This window comes from Nocardia tenerifensis NBRC 101015, from assembly GCF_000308715.1.
Taxonomy (GTDB): Bacteria; Actinomycetota; Actinomycetes; order Mycobacteriales; family Mycobacteriaceae; genus Nocardia; species Nocardia tenerifensis.
Map to the genome: position 1 here is coordinate 1 of NZ_BAGH01000157.1, position 17,242 is coordinate 17,242.

Below are 17,242 nucleotides of genomic sequence, written 5' to 3' on the forward strand. Positions count from 1 at the left end.
GCACTAACCCGGGCGCGGCCCTGTTCTACCCGACCCCGTCGATCACCGCCCGAAACTCCTCCGCGTCAGGGCCTTTCACGCTGTAGGTAATGCTGACCGGCTGTGCGGAGTTGAACTTCTCGTGCACCGGCCCCGGAACGATCGACCGGACCAACTCGACCAGTTCCGGATAGGCCAGGGCTTCCTGCGGAGCCGCCCGATCGAAGTCATTGATCTGCCCGCGTCGCAACAGTTCCCGGCCGACCCGAGGCCAGTGCGCCTCAAGTACCGAAGGCTGCCCGTCGAACAGCGCACTCCGCACATCCTCCGGGCTCGACACATTCCGCCCATCGGCCGCGGCCACCGCCGCAGTGGTTGCGATGCGGGCGCGCCGTGACGGCTCGGCCACAGTCCACAACTCTTCTGGCACAAGACTTTTCGACTACTCGTCGGTCACAACGCCGGAGGCAGTCCCGACCTCGGGTATGCGCACGCCAGCGGGTATCGCGGGTTCGCCAGTCTTCGCCAGTCGCTGCGGGCGGCGTTCGGACACCTCTACCCGGGGATCGTGGGGTGCTCAGACGTTCAGTTGCCGCTCTCCGTGTAGAGCTTGATCAGGCCCGCGACCGCGTCGGCGTCGTCGAGGTCGTGCAGTTCCGCGCCGATGGAGCCGAACTCCGCGCTGCGGGGGAACATGGCTTCCTCGTACTGGGTGAGGGCGGCTTCGATGTCGCCGGGGTGTGCGGCGATGGCCTTGGCGAGTTCGGCGCCGTCGTACATGGCGCTGTTCGCGCCTTCGCCGTTCGGAGTCAGGAGGTGGGCGGCGTCGCCGAGCAGGGTCACCCCGGGTACCCGCTCCCACTTGTGCCCGAGCGGCAGGGCGAAGAGGGGGCGTAGCAGCGGTGGGACGTCGCCGTCGGTGATCAGTGCGGTGAGTTCGGGTGCCCACCCGTCGAACTCCTTCGCGATCCGTGCGGCCGCGGCCGCGCCGTCGGTGAAGTCGATGGCGTCGAACCACTCCTGTGGCTCGCGGAGTACGACGTAGGTGTGGATGGTCCCGCCCTTTTCCCGTTGGGCCTGGATCCCCTTGCCACCCGCCGCGGGTGCGGCCATGGAGCCGCTGCCGACGGCTTGCGCGGCGGCGGGGTGCCGGGTGTCGACGTCGAACAGGTAGGTCTCGACGTAGGACATACCGGTGTACTCGGGTGTGGCGTCGGAGAGCAACGGCCGCACCCGTGACCATGCGCCGTCCGCTCCGACGAGCAGGCTTGTGGTGCTGGTGCCGCCATCGGCGAAGATCACCTCGTGGTGCCCCTCGCCCAGGGAACGGGTGCTGACGACCTTGCGGCCCCACTGCACGGCGCCGACGGGGAGTGAGTCGAGCAGCATCTGGCGCAGGTCACCGCGCTGCACTTCGGGTCGTCCGCCGTTGCCGTCGTCGGCCTTGTCGAACAGGACGGTACCGTCGGGGGCGAGGATCCGCATGGCCTGGTGGCCATGGAGGATGATGTCGCGGAACTGGTCCATGAGGCCGGCCGCCTCGATGGCGAGCTGCCCGTTGTAGTCGTGGATGTCGAGGATCCCGCCCTGCGCGCGGGCCGTCGGTGCCGGCTCGGCTTCATAGACCGTGGCTGGGATTCGGTGGATGTGCAGGACGCGGGCGAGCGTGAGGCCGCCGAGTCCGGCACCGATGATGGTGATGTGCGGTGTGTTCACGAGGTCCTGTTCCGGGCGGGATCGGGCGCACGCCTGCTGCGGCGCGTCGTGGTTGTCTGCGCGGCGCGGCCGCGCGTCGGGTCAAGGCAGGGGCGGCTGCGGCAGATCCGCGGCGATTTTCGTGAGAAGTGCCTCCAGGGTGGCTCGCTCCGCGTGGTCCAGCGGGGCCAGAATCGCCGCCTCGACACCGGTCATCGCGGTGTCGAACCCGGCGATCAGTTCGCTTCCGGCCGGTGTCGCGTAGACGCGTTTGCTGCGCTCGTTGCCGGGCTCGGTGCGCCGCTCGACGAAACCGCGGCGCTCGAGCCCCTGCAGGAGGCTCGACACACTCGCCGCGCTCGTGCGGCTCATCTGGGCTATGTCACGCTGGATCACCCCGGGATTCCGGACCAGGTAAACCAGCGCGGCACTCTGCTCATGAGTGAGCCCGCGCTCCCGGATCCAGTCCTCACCGGTTTTCCGCTGCGCCCAGACGATCCAGCGCATCAGCTCGAGGCTGCTGGTCGGTGTCGTTCCCTGCGTCTCCATGCTTCGAACCTCTCAACTGGACGAGACGATGTGCACCGGCGCCCGGACGCCCCATTCCGCGGAGCCGTCGGCGACGAGGTCGGCGATCCGTTGGTGCGCTTCGTCGAGCTGCCCTTCCTGGAGCGCCGCACTCGAGTAGTGGCGTACGAACGACGCGTCGTCGCGATAGAACTCGAAGGCCCACATGAGGTCGGGATCCTCGTCCGAGCGAGCGAGGACCCAGTCGACCGGGCCGTCCGGGTCACCGTTGAAGTGGAGCTCGTGGCACGCCTGGAACAGTTCGTCACCCATTCCGGGCTTTGCCTTGACCTTCAGCACCATTCCCGGCTGCTTCGCATGCATCTCGTAGTCCTTTCGATGAGTTCGGCGGGTCACGGTGTCCGCCCCCGCCAAGCAGATATTTAGAACACTAACTGTTAGACTTCTAAGTGTCAACGGCGTCGACTCGCGCCCGGCGCACGGCCGGGCGGCTGGCTCCCGGGTTTCGCGTAGGTCGGTCGACCTCGAGGCCGCCGTCGCCTGCCGCGGGAAATTCCAGAACTCGCCACAGGAGACGGGCTTTGATTCGGTGGGGAGGGATGGGCTGGGGGTTTGCGGGTCTCCAGTTGGAGGCGTTTATGGGGCGGGGTGTTTGTGCTTCATTTCAGTGATGAATAGTGAATCGAGAGTTAGGGTCTGTCGTCTTGTCGCGGCTGTAATTACCGTGGTGGCAGCGGGTTTCGCTGCGGTGCCGGGGGCGAGGGCGGAACCGCCGGTGACGCCGCCGCCGCAGATGGTTCCGAGGACGCAGCCGATACCGTTGCAGCCGGATCAGCAGTCGCGGGTGTATTTCAAGATTCCGGCTGCGAACGAAATGGTGCGTTTGCAAACGCATTTCACGGTTCCGGCGAAACCGGCGCGGGTGGGGACGATGTTTTTGTGGCCGGGGCTGGAGCCGCGGGAGGGTGGGCGCAATTACTACCCGATCGGGCTGGGGGTGTTGCAGCCGGTGCTCACGTGGGGTGACGCCTGTGCGCCGGTGCAGCAGCCGCCGACCTACTCGACCTGGTGGATCTCCGGACAGTACGTCAACGTGTACTCCAATGATCCGCGCTACGCCGACTGTCATTCGGGGCGAGCGATGTCGGTGCAGGTGGGGGAGGCGCTGGACGTGGATATCGCGCTCGATCAGGCCACGGGCGTGTGGACGCAAACCGTGACGGGCCGATCGGGTTCGGTGCGCTACTCGATCAACATGCGTAAGCAGGCCCAGAACATGGCCCTGTTCGCCATCGAACCGTGGGACAACGCGCGCATCCCCGACAAGCTCGTCTTCTCCGACACCACCATCACGTTCAAGGACGAGGACAGGCAAAGCTGCCTCACCCCTGAGCTCACCTACACCGGAACCGGCGGAACCATCACCCAGCCCGCGGCGGTGGACGGCCGCCGCTGCCACATCGACACCGTCACGGTCAACGTCCCCCGGAGCATCGCGCCGCAGCCGGTATCCGGTCGATAGCGATCGGTGAGCTCGTGTGCGCTCGGCCCCACCTGGTGGCGCGCACGGGCCAGGGCAGACGGCGAGAAGTTCCTCAAATTACCCTATTGCGCCTTCTGGTAGGGAAGTTTAGAGTCTTTTAGTGACTGATCGCCTGTACTCAGTGGAACAGGTCGCCGAACGCCTCGGCCTGCACGTCCGCACGGTTCGCAACTACGTGCGCGACGGGCGGCTCAAAGCGGTCCGGATCGGCAAGCAGTACCGGATCGCGCACGCGGACCTGGAGGCCTTCACCGGTCGGCCCGAGCCCGCGCCGGTGAGCGAGACGGTGGCACGGCAGCGGCACACCGAGGTGTCGAGCATCGTGCAGATCGAGGCGATCAGTCCTGAAACGGCCCACCGCGTGACCAGTCTGCTGATGGGCGCGGCGAACACCCGCTCGGGCGGGGAGGAGCCGCTGCGCGTCGAGACGGTGTACGACGCGGAGCGGGGCCGCATGAAAGTCATTGTCCTGGGCGGCTTGGCGGATACGGCTCGGCTGTTCGATTACCTGGAGGGAGTGCTCTCGTCATGAGCCAGTGGAATACAGCGGATCTGGGGGTGGTGTGATGACCACGATCTACAAGTCCGAGACCGGCGCGACCCTGGTCCGGCAGCGCTACGAGGAACTGCTGAAGACCTGGCCCGTGCCGGCCGAGCACGTGCGGGTGCCGACCCGGGAGGGGGAGACGTTCGTCGTCGTCTCCGGCCCGCCGGACGCCCCTCCGCTCCTGCTGCTGCACGGCTCGGGCGCGAACTCGTCGATGTGGCGGGGCGACATCGCCTCCTGGGCAACGCATTTCCGCACCTACGTCGTCGACATCATCGGCGAGCCCGGCGGTAGCGCCCCCTCGCGCCCGCCGCTCGACTCCGATCGGCTCGCGCTGTGGCTCGATGACGTACTAGAAGCCCTTGGGCTCGAGTCCATTTCGGTCGTGGCGACCTCCCTCGGCGGTTGGGTCGCCGTGGACTACGCCATCCGACGGCCGGGCCGGATCACCCGGCTCGCACTCCTGTGCCCCGGCGGAATCGGCCCGCAGCAGTTCGGCTGGCTCCCGAAAGCGTTGCTGCTCCGCCTGTTCGGTAGCCGCGGCGTCCGCCACACCGCGCGCATGGTGACCGGCCTGGACTCCCCCGAGACCGAGGGCGCCCTGGACGATGTGGTCCTGACCTTCAACCAGTTCAAGCCGCGCACCGAACGCCTCCCCGTCTTCCCCGACGAGGCCCTGCGCACGCTCACCATGCCGATGCTGCTGATCGTCGGCGACCGCGACCTCATGTTCGACTCCGCGGCCACCGCCGAACGCATAAGCCGCTGCGTCCCCACCGCGACAGTGCGCGTGCTCCCCGGAGTAGGCCACGCAATCCTCGGCCAAACCGACACCATCGAACGGTTCCTCCGAGCTGAATAGCGCGCCGCCACCCACTGCCCGGCACCCCGTCGATCCCACTGCCGCAGACGGGGTGCCTCCCCAACAGCTGCACCGTTTCTCGGGTCCCGCACTGCTTTCAGGGGGCTGTTGCGGGTGCGGATCCCTAGAAGCAGTGCGGCTGTCGGGGCGCGCGGTTAGCTTGCGCGCCAGGCTGATCGGCGCACGGCTGGCCGATTCGTGCGCGGCCCCGCTGGTTCGTGCGCGGTGCCTGCGCGCCGGGCGTCGGTCGGCTGCTTGGTCGCGCGGCCTGCTGTTTCGTGCGTCGGGCAGCGCGCTTGCCATCAGCTGCACCTTTTCTCGGGTCCCGCACTGCTTTTAGGTAGCTGTAGAGGGTGCGGGGCCCTAGAAGGAGTGCGGCTGTCGGGGCGCGGAGGTTGGCCTGTGCGCCGGGCAGCGCGCTCGTCGGCAGTTGCACCCCCTCGGGTTCCGCACTGCTTGCAGGTAGCTGTGGCGGTGCGGATCCTTTGAAGGAGTGCGGATCTGGGGGGCGGTGGGTGGGGCTGTCAGTTCGGGGGTGTGCCGAACCAGCGGGTCAGCGCTGCGCGCAGGCGGTCGGAGTTGGTGGCGTCTACGGTGTCCGATGCCCAGGCGACGTAGCCGTCCGGCCTTAGCAGGAGGGCGGCGGCGGAAGCGGCGGGGCTGGTCGCGGTGATGGTGTCGACACGGTCTTGCCAGTCGCTGGCGATATCGGGGTATGTCGGGTCGTCGGTGAGGGTGAGCAGTACGGGCCTCGCCTTGCGGAGCAGTTCTTCGACTCGCTGTGTGCCGTCCGATGTTTCGAGGGTGAGATGGGGGACGAAGCGGCCGGACAAGGGGTGCGGGTCGTCGGTTTCGTAGTGAGTGTCCGCCCCGGACATGAGGGCCGCGATGTACGCGGTGTTCTCCGGGGCTCGCAGCATTTCGGTGAGCATGGTGCGCACAGCGGTGACCTCGGGACCTGGTGTGAAGAGGGCGGTTTGGGCGAGTGAGCTCATCATCACCCGGACGCCGACGGGGTGCCGTTCGGTGTGGTAGGTGTCGAGCAAACCCGCTGGCGCCCAACCCTTTACCGCGGCGGCGAGCTTCCATCCGAGGTTGGCGGCGTCCTGCAAGCCGAGATTCAGTCCCGGCCCGCCCATGCCGGAGTGCACGTGCGCGGCGTCGCCGAGCAGGAACACATTCCCCTGGCTATACCGCTCCGCCTGCCGGGTGTTCTGATTGTCGATGCGCCGCAACGCATGCGGTCCGGGTCCGCGCGGCGGCTCCATCGGCAGGTCGACGCCGAGCACCCGCCGCACGCCCGCCCGCAGCTCCTCGAAGGTCATCGGTGTGCCTTCGGGCACCGCCTCGACGCCGAACTCCATGCTCGCGACGAGCGGCCGGCCCGGTTCCAGCTCCGCGAAGACGAACCCACCGCGCTCCAACCTGTTGTGTCCGAACGGAACTCGACCGAACCCGGGAATGTCCAGCCCGCCGTCACCGGTCCGCAGCTCGTCGGGCAGCCACACATGCCCCATCCGCGAGATGCTGTCGGTCGCCGTATGCCCGGGGAACTCGATGCCGACCGCCTTGCGGACGAAGCTCTTCCCCCCGTCGGCCCCGACCAGATACCGGGCATCGAGCCGATAATTCTCCGACCCGGCCACGGCGACTTCCACGCCGCCGTCGTGCTGGGTCAGGCCGGCGACCTCATGGCCCCAGCGCACATCCACCCCCAACCCGACCACCCACTTCTCCAGCGAGCGAACAAGTTTCGGCTGCGGAATGCCGAACGCGAACATCGGATTGTCCGCCAGCCCGTCGAACGTCAACGGCAGCCCGCTGAAGAAGTACGCGGGCAGCGGCTGTGGCGCACCGGGCGCGCCACCGAACTCGTGATACAGCCCGCGCATGTCCAACAGCCGAACCACCTGGCCCACCAGGCCGTTCGCCTTCGGCTCGGCACTGGGCGCGGGCAGCGCGTCGAGCACGATCGCCCGGACGCCCGCCAGCGCGAGCTCGCCGGCGAGCATCAGCCCGTTCGGCCCGGCGCCGGAAATGACTACGTCTACAGAGTTTTCAGGCATGACAAATACACCCCTTGTTCGATGATGGGTTCTAGTGGGTGGCCAGATCAGCGCGGCGGTTCGGGCAACCCCGCGGCGACCTCGTCGATGGCGCGGCGAAGGAGAGTCGTGATGTGCACGGGTGGATCCGCGTGCGCGTACGCCACGGTGACCGCGTCGAGGATGGCGGTGAGCGCTCCGGTGACGAGGCGCGGATAGATATCGCGCAGCGGGTCGGTCCCCGTTCGTTCCGCGATCAGCGCGAGCCATTCGTCGTACAGCTCTTTGGTGATGGCGAAGCGCAGCTCCGCAGCGTTGAACAACTTTCGGATCTCGGCCAGCTGCTCGGCGCTCGGCGGCGCGAAGCCGAAGCTGTGATCGTCCTCCAGCGGTCCGAGCATCGCCGCGGTGAGCGCGCTCCAGAGCGGTTCGTCGGCGGGCCGCTCGCGAAAGATGCTGAGGCTGCGCCGGATTCGCACGGACTGCCGGTAGACGATCGCGTCGTGCTTGCCGCTGAAGTAGTTGTTGAACGTGCGCACCGACACCCCGGCGCGCGCCGCGATGTCCTCGCGCGTGACGTTGTCCAGCCCACGCTCGAACGCCAGACTCAGCGCGGCGTCGCTCAATGCCATGCGGGTATCGAGCTTCTTACGCTCGCGCAGTCCGAGCTCTCGGTTTTCCGGCATGACGACAGCCTACCGAAAAACATGCTCGGTGGGCAAAATTTCCCACCGGGAAAAATTAATCAACGCTTGACCGGCGAAGCGCAGGGCAAGCGGGGAGGGACTTCAGTAAACCGGCCCGGTGTACTTCTCGCCCGGCCCCTTACCCGGCTCGTCGGGATGCGCCGACGCCTCGCGGAACGCGCGCTGCAACGACTGCAACCCCTCGCGAATCGGCCCGGCATGCGGCCCCAGGTACTCCACCGACGCCGTGACCAGCCCGGCCAACGCCGTGATGACCCGCCGCGCCTCGTCCAGATCGCGCCGCGCGCTGGTGTCCGGATCCTCGTCCGCGAGCCCGAGCTTCTCCGCGGCCGAACTCATCAGCATCACCGCGGCCCGGCTGATCACCTCGACGGCGGGGATGTCGGCCAGTTCGCGTACGGAGTCGTCGAGCTCGTCTGTCATGCTCATCAGGCTAGCGACGCGATCCTCGACGGCCGGAGTCGGCCGAGCCCGACGCGCGGCGGCCGACCCGATTCGGCGATAGCCGAACAGAATGTTAGACTTTCCGCTGACGACCGCCCCGGGTCGAGTTTTCTTCCAAGATTTCGAGCCCGGGGCTGATAAGTGGAGCCCGACTCCCACCGTTGCCGACGAGCGATCGTCAGGTCAAACGGTCCGGTCACCCGTCTCCTCGGAGACGGGTTTCTTGTGCGGTGGTCCCTCTCGCGAGGGGCGCGGACAAGATCGCATGCGAGTACTTGGCGTGCGCAGACCGGTCGACCTCGGGCCCCGACGCGGAATACCGCTCCGGGGCTTTTGTGTTGAAAAGGGGTTGCAGTTATTGCGTGCGGTCGTCTTGACGACACCGCTTGACCTAGGAGGCCCCATCAGCACTGAGACCCGCATCAACGATCGCATCCGTGTTCCCGAGGTCCGTCTCATCGGACCCAGCGGCGAGCAGGTTGGGATCGTGCGTGTTGAAGATGCACTACGCGTCGCCATGGAGGCGGATCTCGATCTCGTCGAGGTCGCTCCGGATGCACGTCCGCCGGTCTGCAAGATCATGGACTACGGCAAGTTCAAGTACGAGACGGCGCAGAAGGCGCGCGAATCTCGGAAGAACCAGGTGCAGACCGTGATCAAGGAGCAGAAGCTCCGCCCGAAGATCGACGACCACGACTACGCGACCAAGAGGGGCCACGTGATGCGCTTCCTCGAGGCCGGGTCGAAGGTCAAGGTCACCATCATGTTCCGCGGACGCGAGCAGTCCAGGCCCGAGCTGGGCTACCGGCTGCTGCAGCGTCTCGCCGCGGACGTGGCGGACCTGGGGTTCGTCGAGACCTCGGCCAAGCAGGACGGTCGCAACATGACCATGGTCCTCGCGCCTCACAAGGGTGCGAAGACGCGAGTGAAGGCACAGCAGGAATCCGCCGCTCCGCGGCAGCAGCAGCCCGCTGCGCAGCCGAGCCCCGCGCCCGCTGACGCCGTCGCCGCAGACAGCGCGGCCCCGGCCGAGCAGGCCGACTCGCCGCAGTAATACCGATAAGAGCCGGCGGTCCGCAAGGACCGCCGGGACGAGACAGATAGAGGAATCCATGCCGAAGATGAAGAGCCACAGCGGCGCCTCGAAGCGATTCAAGGTGTCGGGCCGAGGCAAGCTGCTTCGCCAGCAGGCGAACCGCCGCCACCTGCTCGAGCACAAGTCGACCCGCCGGACTCGTCGTCTGGATGGCACGGAGGCCGTCGCGTCCGTCGACGTCCCGCGCGTGAAGAGGCTGCTCGGTCTCTGAGAGACCGCTCGCGGCGACCGCTGACGGATCGCCCGAAGCAGCGACCGCGTTCCGGATTCCGGACGCCGACCCACCGACCAACTCCCGGGTGCCCGCATGCGCCCCCTAGATCGACAAAGGACTGACCCATGGCACGCGTCAAAAGGGCCGTCAACGCTCAGAAGAAGCGTCGTTCCATCCTCGAGGCCTCCAAGGGCTACCGCGGCCAGCGTTCGCGGCTGTACCGCAAGGCCAAGGAACAGCAGCTGCACTCGCTCACCTACGCCTACCGGGACCGCCGGGCGCGCAAGGGTGATTTCCGCAAGTTGTGGATCGCCCGTATCAACGCGGCGGCGCGGCTGAACGACATCACCTACAACCGCTTCATCCAGGGCCTGAAGGCCTCGGGTGTCGAGGTGGACCGCAAGATCCTCGCCGAGCTCGCCGTCTCCGACGCCGAGGCGTTCGCCGGTCTCGTCGCGATCGCCAAGGCCGCCCTCCCGCAGGACGTCAACGCGCCCGCCGCGTAAGTCACCGGGTGACAAGCGAATACCTTTCGGAACGACCCGTGGACGCGCTCTCCGAGCGCAATCCACGGGTCGTTTCGGCGGTTAAGCTGCAACGCGCGGCGCACCGCCGCAAGGCCGGGCTGTTTCTCGCCGAGGGCGCCAATTCCGTTGCCGCCGCGTTGGATACGGGGCGGGTGCGCGAGCTGTTCTACTCCGCGGGCGCCGCGGTGCGCGAGCACGAACTGGTCGCGAGCGCCGTCGGCATGGGCGTGCGCGCCACCCTCGTCAGCGATCGCGCCGCCGAGCAGCTGGGCGAAACCGTCACCGCGCCAGGGCTTGTCGCGGTGTGCGACCTGCTCGACGTGCCGCTGGACGACGTGCTCGCCAGCCGGCCGCGCATGCTCGCAGTGCCGGTCGAGATGGCCGAGCCCGGCAACGCGGGAACCCTGATCCGGGTAGCCGACTCCGTGGGCGCCGACGGGGTGGTCCTGGCCGGCGACTCCGTCGACCTGCACAACGGTAAGTGCGTGCGCGCCAGTGCGGGCAGTCTGTTCCACGTCCCGATCGCGCGGCACCGCGACGTCGGCGAGACGCTGGATTCCCTTGCCGCAGCAGGCATTACGATCCTCGCGACCGCCGCGAACGGCGAGGTCGACCTCGACGACGCCGACGAGCTGTTCGCCGAACCGGTCGCCTGGCTGTTCGGCAACGAGGCGCACGGATTGGACGCCGCCGTCACCCAGCGCGCCGATCACCGAATCCGCATCCCGATTCGCGGCCGCGCCGAAAGCCTCAACCTGGCCACCGCAGCCGCCATCTGCCTGTACGCGAATTCGCGGATCCGGTACGCGAAGTGAGCTCCGGGGTAACGCCGCAACCCTCCGCATTCCCTGCATACCCTTGAGTCCCCCTGACGCCTGACTGGTCTGCCGTGACCCCGACAGATCTACCGCGCGCCGGCTGGTTTGCCGAGCGCCGGCTGATCCGCCGCACCTCGACTGATATGCAGCGCACCGATTGGCTTGCCGCGCCCTGGCTTATCTGTCGCGTCTCGGCTGCCGCACGTCGGCCAGATCTGGCGCGTCCCGATTGGTCTGCCGCGCTCCGCGCTTTGCCAGCCGCGCCTCACGACTGACCTGTCGCGCCCCAGGATTGATCTGCCGCAACTGATTGGTCTGCCACGCGCCTGCTGGTCTGCCGCGCCTCGGCTGGTCTGCTGCGCGCCGCGGCTGATCTGTCGTGTCTCGGCTGCCGCGCGTCGGCTGGGTCTGGGCGCGTCCGATTGTTTTGCCGCGCTCCGCGATTGGTCGGCGGCGCCTCACGTTTGACCTGTCGCGCCCCACGATAGATCTGCTACGCGCCTGCTGGTCTGCCGCGCGTCGGCTGGATCTGGTGCGTCCCGATTGGTCTGGTCGCGCCCCGGTCGATTTGCCTTCACGATTGTCCAGCCGTGCCCCACGATTGATCTGCCGCACGCCGAGTGATCTGCCACGCGCCCGCTGGTCTGCCGCGTCCCGGTTGGTCTGTCGCGCGCCTGCTGGTCTCCCGCACTCTGGCTGATCTCCCGCACGTCGTCTGATTCCTGGCACGCCGACTCGCCGCGCGCACACGCGTGCGGGTATCAGAAGCTGCGCGGCCGCACTGTTCAATCCTCGGTTTGGGTGCAATCGTTCAGCAGGTCGATCGCCCACGTCGGCGCATCCGGACCCGTCACCTGCATCGCGCTCATCACGGTCAGCAGCATGCCGGTGGAGATGAACTGGCGGGTGGCGTGGATGTCCGCGCCGGACAGGTCTCGCACGAGTTGGACGACGTCGCCGAAGCGGGTGCGGACCTCGTCGCCGATGGCCGGGTCGCCGCTCGCCGCGAAACCGTGCAGGAACAGCTGGAGCATCTCCCGGTCGGCCAGGAAGACGTCGAAGCCGTTGCCGAGCGCGTTGAGTGCGTCCTCCGGTGACGCGTCGGGCTCGGCCGCGGCGCGCGCTGTGCGAAACACCTCCTCGATGCGATCGCACACGCGATGCAGCGCGGCGATGAACAGCGCCTGCTTGGTGTGGAAGAGCCGGATCACGTACGGCTGGGAAACCCCTGCGCGCCTTGCGATTTCGTCGGTGCGCGTGGCCGCGTAGCCGCCTTCGGCGAACGCGGAGACCGCGGCCCGCAACACCTGCTCGCCGCGCTCGGTGGCCGTCATCCTGACCTTGGTCGAATTCGACATCGTGCTCCGTTCCGTCCGCTCACCGCGTGGTGTTGACATGTTATCAGTCGATGCATACTCTTCGGCTCAGTAGTTATCAGTCAATTACAACAAAGGCCGGTCATGACCGAAACTCTCGAACCCCTGGCGACCGCCGCCGAACCCGCGACAACCATGAGCGGCCGCGCGGTCGCCGCCGTGCTCGCCGCGGTCGGCATCCCGATGTTCATGGTCACGCTGGACAACCTCGTGGTGACCAACGCGCTGCCGGTGATCCGCACCGAGCTGGGCGCCTCACTGTCCGACCTGCAGTGGTTCATCAACGCCTACACCCTGTCGTTCGCGTCGCTGCTGCTCACCGTCTCGGCCATCGGTGACCGGCTCGGTCGCCGTCGCATCTTCCTGGCCGGCATCGCGCTGTTCACGATCGCGTCGGCGGCCTGCGCGCTGGCCACCGAGCCGTGGATGCTGATCGCCGCGCGGGTCGTGCAAGGCTTCGGCGGCGCCGCGGTCGGGCCGCTGTCGCTCACGCTGCTGTCGGCGGCCGTGCCGGAGCGGATGCGCAGCGCCGCGATCGGCATCTGGGGCGGCATCTTCGGCCTCGGCGTCGCGGTCGGCCCGCTCGTCGGCGGCGCGGTGGTCGACGGCCTGAGCTGGCAGTGGATCTTCTGGCTCAACGTGCCCATCGGCCTCGCCGTCATCCCGTTCGCGGCCAAGGTGCTGCGTGAGTCGTACGGCGCGACGCGACGGCTCGACCTGGTCGGCCTGGCGTTGTCGGCGGGCGGCGTGCTCGCGGTGGTGTGGGGCGTCATCCACGGCGCCGACGACGGCTGGACCTCGGCCACCGTGCTCGGCGGCCTGATCGGCGGCGCGGTGCTGCTGGTCGGTCTGATCGCGTGGGAGTTGAAGACCCCGGAGCCGATGCTGCCGCTGCGACTGTTCCGCTCGCGCGCCTACCGGGTGAGCAACGCGATGACCTTCACGTTCTCCATGGGCGTCTTCGGCTCGATCTTCCTGCTGGCCCAGTACTTCCAGGTGGTGCAGGGCCTCAGCCCGCTGGAGGCAGGAGTCCGCACCATGCCCTGGACCATGGCTCCGATGGTGGTCGCCCCGATCGCGGGTCTGCTCGTCGACCGGGTCGGCGCGCGCACCCTGCTGGCGGCCGGTCAGGTGCTGCTCGCGCTGGCGCTCGGCTGGATGGCGGCGATCACCACGATCGGCGTCGGCTACCTCGCCTTCGTCGGGCCGTTCGTGCTCGGCGGCGTCGGCATGGGCCTGACCTTCGCGCCCAGCGCGACCGTCGTGATGGCCAGCGCCGCACCGGAGGATCGGGCCATGGCCTCGGGCACCAACAACACCCTGCGCGAGGTGGGCGTCGCGATGGGCATCGCGGTGCTCGCGTCCGTATTCGCCTCGCACGGTTCATATCTCAGCCCGCAGACCTATGTCGACGGCCTCGTCCCGGCGATCTGGGTCGGCACCGCCATCGTCGCGCTCGGCGCGGTGGTGTCGATCTTCCTGCCCGCCCGCATCGAGGTCGCCGACTGATCCGGTCCACAGCTACAGCAGCCGTCCCCGCCGTCAGACGGGGGCGGGAGCCGCACTCTCGCCCAGAATCCGCCCCTCCGCGGCTCTCCGGACGGAGTGCGGATCTCGTGAGGGAGTGCGGATTCTCAGAAGCAGTGCGGATTCCGGGAAGGGGTGCGGATCCATGCCGCGTCTGGCGGGCAGCTCAGTAGCAGGAGCCCAGGATGTAGCAGAACAGAATCTGCTGGAACCAGTCCGGCAGGAACCAGAAGGGGTTCTGGCTCGGCGGGTTGGCCGCCGCGGAGCCGCTGGTGAGCATGGTCATAACGAGTAGGCCGACAAGGGTGAGCAGAGTGACGGCCGCCGCGCGCGTGGTTCGCATAGTGCCCGGATTCCTCCTGGGTAGGTGGGTGTTCCCGCGATAGGGACATGGCATGACGCTGCGACCATCGTGACGTCGCCGCCACCGCTTCTCCAGCCCTGAAAAGCGGTGGGGCGCGGCGGTGGGGAATCCGGGTGAATCGGCTATGACGCATCCAATAGGATTCCACCAGCAGCAATGTGGGTAGGGAACGAGCCGTACCCGCGAACCGATCCCCAGGGGAGAGTCGAACCATCGTGGCCGACGAGAACGACGCAGTCGAGCAGAACGCGACGCTGACCGAGGAGGCACTGGCCGCCGCGGCGGCGGCCGCCGAGAAGTCTTTCGCCGCTGCGGCCGACCTGGACGCGCTCGCGGTCGCGAAAACCGAGCACCTGGGCGGCAAGGCGCCGCTCGCGCTGGCGCAGCGCGCGCTCGGCGGCCTGCCCAAGGCCGAGAAGGCCGACGCGGGCAAGCGCGTCAACGTGGCCCGCGCCAGGATCTCCGAGGCGTTCGAGTCGCGCCGCGCGGCGCTGCTCGCCGAGCGCGACGCCGCGGTGCTGGTGGCCGAGGCGATCGACGTGACGCTGCCCGCGCGCAGGCACCCGTTCGGCGCCCGGCACCCCATCACCGTCATCTCCGAGCAGGTCGCCGACGTGTTCGTCGCGATGGGCTGGGAGGTCGCCGAGGGACCCGAGGTGGAGACCGAGCACTTCAACTTCGACGCGCTCAACTTCCTGCCCGATCATCCGGCCCGCACCATGCAGGACACCTTCCACATCGCCCCGGAGGGCTCGCGCCAGGTGCTGCGCACCCATACCTCCCCGGTGCAGGTGCGCTCGCTGCTGTCCCGCGAGCTGCCGATCTACGTGGTGTGCCCCGGCCGCACGTTCCGCACCGACGAGCTCGACGCCACGCACACCCCGGTGTTCTCCCAGGTGGAGGGGTTGGCCGTGGACAAGGGCCTGACCATGGCGCACCTGCGCGGCACGCTGGACGCGTTCGCGCGGGCGCTGTTCGGCCCCGAGACACGAACGCGCATGCGCCCCAACTACTTTCCGTTCACCGAGCCCTCGGCCGAGGTCGACGTCTGGTTCCCGGACAAGAAGGGCGGCGCGGGCTGGGTCGAATGGGGCGGCTGCGGCATGGTGAACCCGAAGGTGCTGATCGCCAGCGGGATCGATCCCGAGGTGTACAGCGGGTTCGCGTTCGGCATGGGGCTGGAGCGGACGCTGCAGTTCCGCAACGGCATCCCGGACATGCGCGACATCGTCGAGGGCGACGTGCGTTTCACGCTGCCCTTCGGTAACCGGTCCTGACCCACCCTTCGATCGAGAGAGCGAAACCTCAAGTGCGAGTAGCGCAGTCCTGGCTGACCGACATCATCCAGCGCACCAACCCCGACTGGTCGGTGACGCCGGAGGAGCTCGACGCGGGCTTCGTCCGGGTCGGTCTCGAGGTCGAGGAACTCGACAGGCTCCAGCGGATCCCCGGCGATCTGGACAAGCCGCTGGTGGTCGGCCGCGTCGCCGAGATCACCGAGCTGACCGAGTTCAAGAAGCCGATCCGCTTCTGCAAGGTCGACATCGGCAAGCCCGACCTGCAGGAGATCATCTGCGGCGCAAGCAATTTCGCCGTCGGTGACCTCGTGGTCGTGGTGCTGCCCGGCGCGGTGCTGCCCGGCGGGTTCGCCATCTCCGCTCGCAAGACCTACGGGCACGTGTCCAACGGCATGATCTGCTCGGTCGCCGAACTCGGTATCGGCAAGGATCATTCGGGCATCCTGGTGCTCGAGCCGGGCACCACCGAGCCGGGCGCGGACGCGAACGAGCTTCTGGGCCTGGACGATACGGTCGTCGAGCTCAACATCACGCCCGACCGCGGCTACTGCTTCTCGGTGCGCGGCCTGGCCCGCGAACTCGCTTGCGGCTTCGACCTCGACTACGCCGACCCGGCCGTGCGCACCCTGCCGGACGACGAGCGCGAGGCGTGGTCGATCCGGCTCGAGCCTGAGTCCAACTGCACCCGCTTCGCGGCGCGCCGGGTCACCGGCATCGACCCGAAGGCGGTGAGCCCCTGGTGGTTACAGCGTCGGCTGCTGCTGTCGGGTGTGCGCCCGATCTCGCCCGCCGTGGACGTCACCAACTACGTGATGCTCGAGCTCGGGCAGCCGCTGCACGCGTTCGACGCGGCGAAGCTGAACGGCGGACTGGTGGTGCGCACCGCGAACAAGGGGGAGACGCTGCGCACTCTCGACGAGGTCGAGCGCACCCTCGACGCCGAAGACGTGGTGATCGCCGACGAGTCCGGTGTCGTTTCGCTCGCGGGCGTGATGGGCGGTGCGACCACCGAGGTCGGCGCCGACTCCACCGATATCCTGCTCGAGGCCGCCACCTGGAACCCGCTGCTCGTCTACCGGACCTCGCGCAGGCACAAGCTGGTGTCCGAGGCGGGTAAGCGGTACGAGCGCGTGGTCGATCCGGAGATCAACGTGGCCGCGCTCGACCGCGCCGCCTCGCTGCTCGCCGAGATCGCCGGTGGCACAGTCGAACCCGCGCTCACCGACGTCCGCGTGCCGGTGCCGCCGACGCCGCCGATCCGGATGGACATCGATCTCGCCGACCGCGTCGCGGGCGTCGTCTACCCGACCGGCACCTCCGCGCGCCGCCTCGCCCAGATCGGCTGCACCGTCGAGGTCGCCGTGGACGAGACCACCGGCCACGGTCAGCTCGTGGTCACGCCGCCGAGCTGGCGGCCCGACCTGGCCCAGCCCGCCGACCTGGTCGAGGAGGTGCTGCGGCTGGAGGGGCTCGAGCAGATCCCGTCCGTGCTGCCCACCGCCCCCGCCGGGCGCGGCCTCACCGCCACCCAGCGTCGCCGCCGCGCGGTCAGCCGGGCGCTCGCGTTCGCCGGCGCCGTCGAGGTGCCCACCCCGGTCTTCCTGCCCGCCGGCGTCTTCGACGTCTGGGCCTGGACGCGGACGACCCGCGCCGCGTGACCACGCGCGTGCTC

General features: G+C 68.4%; 18 protein-coding genes and 1 pseudogene. 10 read left to right on the plus strand and 9 right to left on the minus strand.

The features are described from left to right. Positions 1-25: 25 nt before the first annotated feature. The 4 genes from ON39_RS12300 to ON39_RS12315 form a co-directional block, all read right to left on the minus strand. On the minus strand, positions 26-343 hold the full coding sequence (locus tag ON39_RS12300) for a hypothetical protein (RefSeq protein ID WP_146251354.1): 318 nt from the start codon (positions 341-343) through the stop codon (positions 26-28). Positions 344-564: 221 nt separating this feature from the next. Next, positions 565-1,695: an FAD-dependent oxidoreductase gene (locus ON39_RS12305; protein WP_040733760.1), complete on the minus strand. Its 1,131-nt coding sequence runs from the start codon at positions 1,693-1,695 to the stop codon at positions 565-567. An 81-nt stretch (positions 1,696-1,776) separates the two neighbouring features. Further along, positions 1,777-2,223, minus strand: a complete 447-nt coding sequence (locus ON39_RS12310; protein WP_040733763.1) for a MarR family winged helix-turn-helix transcriptional regulator — start codon at positions 2,221-2,223, stop codon at positions 1,777-1,779. Between the two features lie 12 nt (positions 2,224-2,235). Next, positions 2,236-2,565, minus strand: coding sequence for a putative quinol monooxygenase (locus ON39_RS12315; protein WP_040733764.1), 330 nt, complete (start codon positions 2,563-2,565; stop codon positions 2,236-2,238). A gap of 307 nt (positions 2,566-2,872) precedes the next feature. Here ON39_RS12315 and ON39_RS12320 point away from each other — a divergent pair, with 307 nt between their 5' ends. From ON39_RS12320 to ON39_RS12330, 3 genes are all read left to right on the plus strand, one after another. Continuing rightward, positions 2,873-3,724 (plus strand): hypothetical protein, encoded by an 852-nt coding sequence (locus tag ON39_RS12320; protein WP_157195446.1) that lies wholly within the window; start codon positions 2,873-2,875, stop codon positions 3,722-3,724. 121 nt (positions 3,725-3,845) lie between these two features. Then, entirely contained in the window at positions 3,846-4,277 is a 432-nt protein-coding gene (locus ON39_RS12325; protein WP_040733766.1) for a helix-turn-helix domain-containing protein, read from the plus strand. A gap of 34 nt (positions 4,278-4,311) precedes the next feature. Continuing rightward, positions 4,312-5,154, plus strand: coding sequence for an alpha/beta fold hydrolase (locus tag ON39_RS12330; protein ID WP_040733767.1), 843 nt, complete (start codon positions 4,312-4,314; stop codon positions 5,152-5,154). 524 nt (positions 5,155-5,678) lie between these two features. Here the strand turns inward: ON39_RS12330 and ON39_RS12335 are convergent. From ON39_RS12335 to ON39_RS12345, 3 genes are all read right to left on the minus strand, one after another. Next, entirely contained in the window at positions 5,679-7,220 is a 1,542-nt protein-coding gene (locus ON39_RS12335) for an FAD-dependent monooxygenase (protein ID WP_040733768.1), read from the minus strand. Between the two features lie 47 nt (positions 7,221-7,267). After that, on the minus strand, positions 7,268-7,885 hold the full coding sequence (locus tag ON39_RS12340; protein WP_040733769.1) for a TetR/AcrR family transcriptional regulator: 618 nt from the start codon (positions 7,883-7,885) through the stop codon (positions 7,268-7,270). Positions 7,886-7,987: 102 nt separating this feature from the next. Further along, complete coding sequence (locus ON39_RS12345) at positions 7,988-8,329, minus strand: DUF1844 domain-containing protein (RefSeq protein WP_040733779.1); 342 nt, start codon at positions 8,327-8,329, stop codon at positions 7,988-7,990. Positions 8,330-8,699: 370 nt separating this feature from the next. Between ON39_RS12345 and infC the strand changes: the two genes are divergently transcribed. The 4 genes from infC to ON39_RS12365 all read left to right on the plus strand — a co-directional run bounded on the left by infC (position 8,700) and on the right by ON39_RS12365 (position 11,002). Beyond that, positions 8,700-9,404: a translation initiation factor IF-3 gene (gene infC / locus ON39_RS12350; protein ID WP_083894398.1), complete on the plus strand. Its 705-nt coding sequence runs from the start codon at positions 8,700-8,702 to the stop codon at positions 9,402-9,404. Positions 9,405-9,462: 58 nt separating this feature from the next. Next, the gene (gene rpmI / locus ON39_RS12355; RefSeq protein ID WP_040689021.1) at positions 9,463-9,657 is read left to right on the plus strand and encodes a 50S ribosomal protein L35; all 195 of its coding nucleotides are present in this window, start codon (positions 9,463-9,465) and stop codon (positions 9,655-9,657) included. A 128-nt stretch (positions 9,658-9,785) separates the two neighbouring features. Continuing rightward, positions 9,786-10,166: a 50S ribosomal protein L20 gene (gene rplT / locus ON39_RS12360; protein ID WP_040733771.1), complete on the plus strand. Its 381-nt coding sequence runs from the start codon at positions 9,786-9,788 to the stop codon at positions 10,164-10,166. A gap of 38 nt (positions 10,167-10,204) precedes the next feature. Further along, positions 10,205-11,002 (plus strand): TrmH family RNA methyltransferase, encoded by a 798-nt coding sequence (locus ON39_RS12365; protein ID WP_040733773.1) that lies wholly within the window; start codon positions 10,205-10,207, stop codon positions 11,000-11,002. Positions 11,003-11,790: 788 nt separating this feature from the next. Here the strand turns inward: ON39_RS12365 and ON39_RS12370 are convergent. Continuing rightward, complete coding sequence (locus ON39_RS12370) at positions 11,791-12,363, minus strand: TetR/AcrR family transcriptional regulator (RefSeq protein WP_040733774.1); 573 nt, start codon at positions 12,361-12,363, stop codon at positions 11,791-11,793. Positions 12,364-12,465: 102 nt separating this feature from the next. On the opposite strand from ON39_RS12370, the gene ON39_RS12375 reads away from it, so the two are divergent. After that, entirely contained in the window at positions 12,466-13,890 is a 1,425-nt protein-coding gene (locus tag ON39_RS12375; protein ID WP_040733775.1) for an MFS transporter, read from the plus strand. A gap of 184 nt (positions 13,891-14,074) precedes the next feature. Here the strand turns inward: ON39_RS12375 and ON39_RS48695 are convergent, their stop codons facing one another. Beyond that, complete coding sequence (locus tag ON39_RS48695; protein ID WP_157195447.1) at positions 14,075-14,251, minus strand: hypothetical protein; 177 nt, start codon at positions 14,249-14,251, stop codon at positions 14,075-14,077. A gap of 236 nt (positions 14,252-14,487) precedes the next feature. On the opposite strand from ON39_RS48695, the gene pheS reads away from it, so the two are divergent. Both pheS and pheT read left to right on the plus strand, forming a co-directional pair. Continuing rightward, complete coding sequence (gene pheS / locus ON39_RS12380) at positions 14,488-15,549, plus strand: phenylalanine--tRNA ligase subunit alpha (protein WP_040733776.1); 1,062 nt, start codon at positions 14,488-14,490, stop codon at positions 15,547-15,549. Between the two features lie 32 nt (positions 15,550-15,581). Further along, positions 15,582-17,242, plus strand: a pseudogene (pheT, locus tag ON39_RS12385) (phenylalanine--tRNA ligase subunit beta); the annotation flags it as partial.

What these genes read in the sequence shown, in the direction of transcription:
- ON39_RS48695 (WP_157195447.1), bottom strand. Translation starts at nt 14,251, where the DNA reads ATGCGAACCACGCGCGCGGCGGCCGTCACTCTGCTCACCCTTGTCGGC.
- ON39_RS12370 (WP_040733774.1), bottom strand. Translation starts at nt 12,363, where the DNA reads ATGTCGAATTCGACCAAGGTCAGGATGACGGCCACCGAGCGCGGCGAG.
- ON39_RS12310 (WP_040733763.1), bottom strand. Translation starts at nt 2,223, where the DNA reads ATGGAGACGCAGGGAACGACACCGACCAGCAGCCTCGAGCTGATGCGC.
- ON39_RS12340 (WP_040733769.1), bottom strand. Translation starts at nt 7,885, where the DNA reads ATGCCGGAAAACCGAGAGCTCGGACTGCGCGAGCGTAAGAAGCTCGAT.
- ON39_RS12345 (WP_040733779.1), bottom strand. Translation starts at nt 8,329, where the DNA reads ATGACAGACGAGCTCGACGACTCCGTACGCGAACTGGCCGACATCCCC.
- rplT (WP_040733771.1), top strand. Translation starts at nt 9,786, where the DNA reads ATGGCACGCGTCAAAAGGGCCGTCAACGCTCAGAAGAAGCGTCGTTCC.
- rpmI (WP_040689021.1), top strand. Translation starts at nt 9,463, where the DNA reads ATGCCGAAGATGAAGAGCCACAGCGGCGCCTCGAAGCGATTCAAGGTG.
- ON39_RS12335 (WP_040733768.1), bottom strand. Translation starts at nt 7,220, where the DNA reads ATGCCTGAAAACTCTGTAGACGTAGTCATTTCCGGCGCCGGGCCGAAC.
- ON39_RS12320 (WP_157195446.1), top strand. Translation starts at nt 2,873, where the DNA reads ATGAATAGTGAATCGAGAGTTAGGGTCTGTCGTCTTGTCGCGGCTGTA.
- ON39_RS12330 (WP_040733767.1), top strand. Translation starts at nt 4,312, where the DNA reads ATGACCACGATCTACAAGTCCGAGACCGGCGCGACCCTGGTCCGGCAG.
- ON39_RS12315 (WP_040733764.1), bottom strand. Translation starts at nt 2,565, where the DNA reads ATGCATGCGAAGCAGCCGGGAATGGTGCTGAAGGTCAAGGCAAAGCCC.
- ON39_RS12375 (WP_040733775.1), top strand. Translation starts at nt 12,466, where the DNA reads ATGACCGAAACTCTCGAACCCCTGGCGACCGCCGCCGAACCCGCGACA.